2 protein-coding genes and 1 pseudogene are annotated in these 3,945 nt (G+C 70.2%); all 3 read right to left on the reverse strand.

Features of this window, described 5'->3' with window-relative positions:
* On the reverse strand, positions 1 to 2,187 hold a 2,187-nt coding region (locus tag O3Q52_RS50020; protein WP_269655073.1), incomplete at its 3' end, for a nitrate- and nitrite sensing domain-containing protein.
* 316 nt (positions 2,188 to 2,503) lie between these two features.
* Positions 2,504 to 3,517, reverse strand: a complete 1,014-nt coding sequence (locus O3Q52_RS50025; protein ID WP_269655074.1) for a substrate-binding domain-containing protein — start codon at positions 3,515 to 3,517, stop codon at positions 2,504 to 2,506.
* Positions 3,518 to 3,713: 196 nt separating this feature from the next.
* A pseudogene (locus O3Q52_RS50030) lies at positions 3,714 to 3,945 on the reverse strand (hypothetical protein); the annotation flags it as partial.

Raw genomic sequence — 3,945 nt, forward strand, 5'->3', positions numbered from 1 at the left:
GGAACCCGCCGCGGCCGAACCGGAGCGGGCCGCACCGGCGGCGACCCGTGTCTCGGCCGCCTGAGGTGTCCGCGCCCGGGCGACGGGCTGCGCCTCCCGCGAGCGCTCGTGGGTCTGCCGGTCCGCCGAACCCTTCGCGGCGACACCCACCGGCTCGGCAACCGGCTCACCGGCCGGTTCCCCGCCCTGCTCCCGGGCGGCCGGCAGAACCCCGTCGGCGCTCTCCGCGTCCGCGGAGGGTGGTTCGAATTCGAGGGGCTCGCGCACCACGATCTCGTGCGGGATCAGCACGATCGCGGTGGTGCCCCCGTACGGCGAGGACCGCAGTGTGACGGTGATGCCGTGCCGGGTGGCGAGCCGGGCGATCACGAACATGCCGAGCCGCAGGTCGTCGGCGAGCGCCACCACGTCGAACTGCGGGGACACCGCCAACTGGGTGTTGAACGAGGCGTAGTCCTCGTCGGACATGCCGAGACCGCGGTCCTCGATCTCGACGGCCAGCCCCTTGGCGACCATCCCGGCCCGCACCCCGACCGGGCTGGGCGCGGGGGAGTACGCGGTCGCGTTGTCGATGAGTTCGGCCAGCAGGTGGATGACGTCCGCCACCGCCGGCGGGGTCAGGAACACCTCCTCCTCGGTGTTCACCTCCACCCGCTGGTACTCGGCGACCTCACCGACGGCGCTGCGCAGGATGTCGATCAGCGCGACCGGTTCGGTCCAGCTGCGCCGCGGCTGCTCGCCGCTGATGATGACGAGGTTCTCCTCGTAGCGGCGCAACTGGCTCGCGGTGGAGTCCAGTTCGTACAGGCCCTTGAGGATGTCCGGGTCCTGGTGCTGCCGCTCCAGCGCGTCGAGCTTGGTGAGCTGGAGGTTGACCAGGTTCTGGCTCTGCCGGGCGATGCCCAGGATGACCTTCTGGAAGCCGCGCCTGGTGTCGGCGAGTTCGACCGCCGTGTGGACCGCCGTGCGCTGCGCGGCGTTGAACGCCTGGGCCACCTGCCCGAGTTCGTCCCGGCCGTAGTCCAGCGGGGGCGTGGCCGACTCCACGTCGACCTTCTCGCCGCGGTTGAGCCGTGCCACCACGTCGGGCAGCCGCTCCTCGGCCAGGCTGAGGGTGGCGATACGCAGTCCGCGCAGCCGCCGGGAGAGGGAGCGGGTGATGCGCCAGGACATCAGGACGCACACCAGCAGGGCGACGAATCCGCCGGTGCTCAGCGCGGCCGCCTTGATCAGCAGGTCCTCGGCCCTGTCGTCACTGCGTTCCAGCAGCGCCGCCGTCTCCTGGCGGATCAGGGCGGTGTACTGGTCGCCGAGCTTGTCGAACGCGGGGCTCCACCGCTTCTGCGCGTCCGGCAGGGTGATCTTCCGGCCGTCGGTGAGGCCCTTCGCCCGGGCCGCGACGACCTGGTCCTCGACGCCCTCCAGCGCCTTCCACTCCGGGCCCTGGAGGATCCGCTCGGTCTGCGCCTTCACCGAGCCGCGCAGCGAGGGCACCAACTGGTCCTCGACGAGCCAGCGCTTCGTGTTGACCAGCTGGACGTAGTGGTTCCACGCGTTCTCGTCGAGCTTCCCGGACGGCCAGGCCAGGTGCAGCTGGGCGTCCTCCTGGGAGACCAGCTCGGCCGAGTGCTCCAGGGCGACCAGCGGGCCCGCCTGCGAGGTGAGTTCGCCGTCGTCGACCTGGGAGAGCTCCTGGAAGGCGTGGATCTGGTCGTCGATGATCGAGGTGTACTGGTCCAGCGCCTGGTCGGGAGTGATGTCGGTGGGGTTGTCCACCTGGCCCCGGTAGTACTCCAGGCTGCCCACCGACGCGATGACCGAGTACATCCGGTCGCTGATCCGCTCGGGGGCCTTCTGGATCGCGTCGGACTGGCCGACGAGTGTCGCGACCGCCTTGTCGGTACGGGCCCGCTGCTCGTCCAGGGCGGTGCGCGAACTGCCGGGCCTGGCCAGCAGTACGGCCGACAGACTGCGCTCCCGCTGCAGCGCGAGCGTCGCCTCGGTGCCCATGGCCCCGGTCGACTTGCTGAGCTCCGTCTGGTCCCGCAGCCGCAGACCCTCCGAGAACATCTGGATCGTCGTCACGCCCCACATGGCGGCGAGGGTGACGCTGGGAACCAGAGCCAGCAGGATCAGTGAGAGACGTATGGAGCCGAGACGGCGGCGGGAGCCTGTCCGTGGAGACATCGTCGTCCTAGAGCGATCAGCGGTGAGCGGAAGGGGTCTTGGCGGAAGCCGGGTGGTCAGCAGGGGTGAGAGAGGGGACAAGGGCGGCGGGTGACCGCGTGTCCGGAACAGCACAGGGGATGCGCAGGATGCTATCCGTACAAGTGACCGTACGCACGGTGAGTACCCCAAACCTTGGCGACGCTGTTACCTGACGACGCGGGACCGGCCGGTCCCGCACACCGGATCAGCCGGTCCCGCACACCGGATCAGCCGGTCCCGCCCGGCGGTTCGACGGGTCGGGCACCGTCGTCCGGCCGGTCGGCCACGGGGCGTTTCACCGCGTTCCGTTGGCCGCGAACTTGGAGACCGTGGCGACGTTCTGCTTGGTGACGAAGGCCGGTCCGGTGAGCACGGGCTCCTCGCCGCCGCCGCTGAAGTTGCCGTTGGTCTTGTACAGCCAGAACGCGTCCACCGCGAGGTAGCCCTGCAGATAGGGCTGTTGGTCCACGGCGAACTGCACGTCCCCGCTCTGCACGGCCTTCACCAGGTCCTTGTTCAGGTCGAAGGTGGCGACCTCGGCCTTGCTGCCCGCCTTCTTCACCGACTTCACCGCCGCGAGCGCGAATTCCGCGCCGTTCATGACGACTTCGTCGATGGTCCGGTCCTGTCGCAGGGCGGCCGCGACGGAGTCGGTCACCGCGTCCATGTCGGTGCCGTCCACGTAGTGCATCTCGGTCCGGCCGGCGAACGTCTTCTTCACCCCGGCGCAGCGTGCCTCCACGGCGACGTTGCCCCGCTCGTGGATGACGCACAGGGCGTGCTTTGCGCGCAGGGCGTCCAGCTTGTCGCCTACCGCCTGGCCCGCGACGCTCTCGTCCTGGCCGAAGTACTGCAGCAGACCGTCGGACTTCCAGGCGTCGATACCGGAGTTGAGGCCGACCACGGGGATGCCGGCCGCCCTGGCCGCGGCGACCGCGCTCTTCATCGCCTCCGGCTTGGCCAGGGTCACCGCTATGCCGTCGACCCGGTCGGCGATCGCGTCCCGCACCAGGTCGGCCTGGCCCTTGGCGTCGGGGTTGGCCTCGTACGTCAGCGCGATGCCGTCCTTGGCGGCGGCGGCCTCGGCGCCCTTCCGCACCAGCTCCCAGAAGGCGTCGTTGGGGGCGCCGTGGGTGATCAGGGCGACCTTGATCCCGCTGGCGCTCGCCTTCCCCGCCGTGTCGGCGTCCGAGCCCGCGTCCGATCCTCCGGAGCCGGAGCAGCCGGATGCGAGCAGACAGACGGCGGCGGCAAGTGCCGTGGCGCGCGCGGACCCGGAGTGGACGGGACTTGAAGGAGTTGTGTTCATGGGGGGTATGGCACCTCGCTGTGCGGCCGGGCAAGCGGATGGGGAGCGTCAAGTCGGTGTGACCGTCGGCGGATCAGGTGTGCCGACTGTCGGACTTTTGCTGGCCGGAGCCAATCGTGTGTGACGCCTGGTAGTCAAGTGAGCGCCCAGATGGCCGGAGTTGTCTTTTTTGATCTTGAGCTGGAGTGAGAAGCGGTCAACCACTCTTGAAATTGGCCGAGTTGATGCCTTCGGAGAGGGACCGGAGCGGAGTGAGCGGTTCCCTGGACTCCGTACGGGCGCGGGAGGCGGCCCCGACAGCCACGGCCGCGGTGCCGAGCCCGGCCCGTACGACCCGGAGCGGGTGGCCGCTGACGGGGGGTTCGGCGGTGAGCGCGGCCCGGATCGACGGCTCCAGGAGCGTCCAGGCGCCGCTGACCCCGCCGCCG

The organism is Streptomyces sp. ActVer, assembly GCF_027270795.1.
GTDB classification, from domain to species: Bacteria; Actinomycetota; Actinomycetes; order Streptomycetales; family Streptomycetaceae; genus Streptomyces; species Streptomyces umbrinus_A.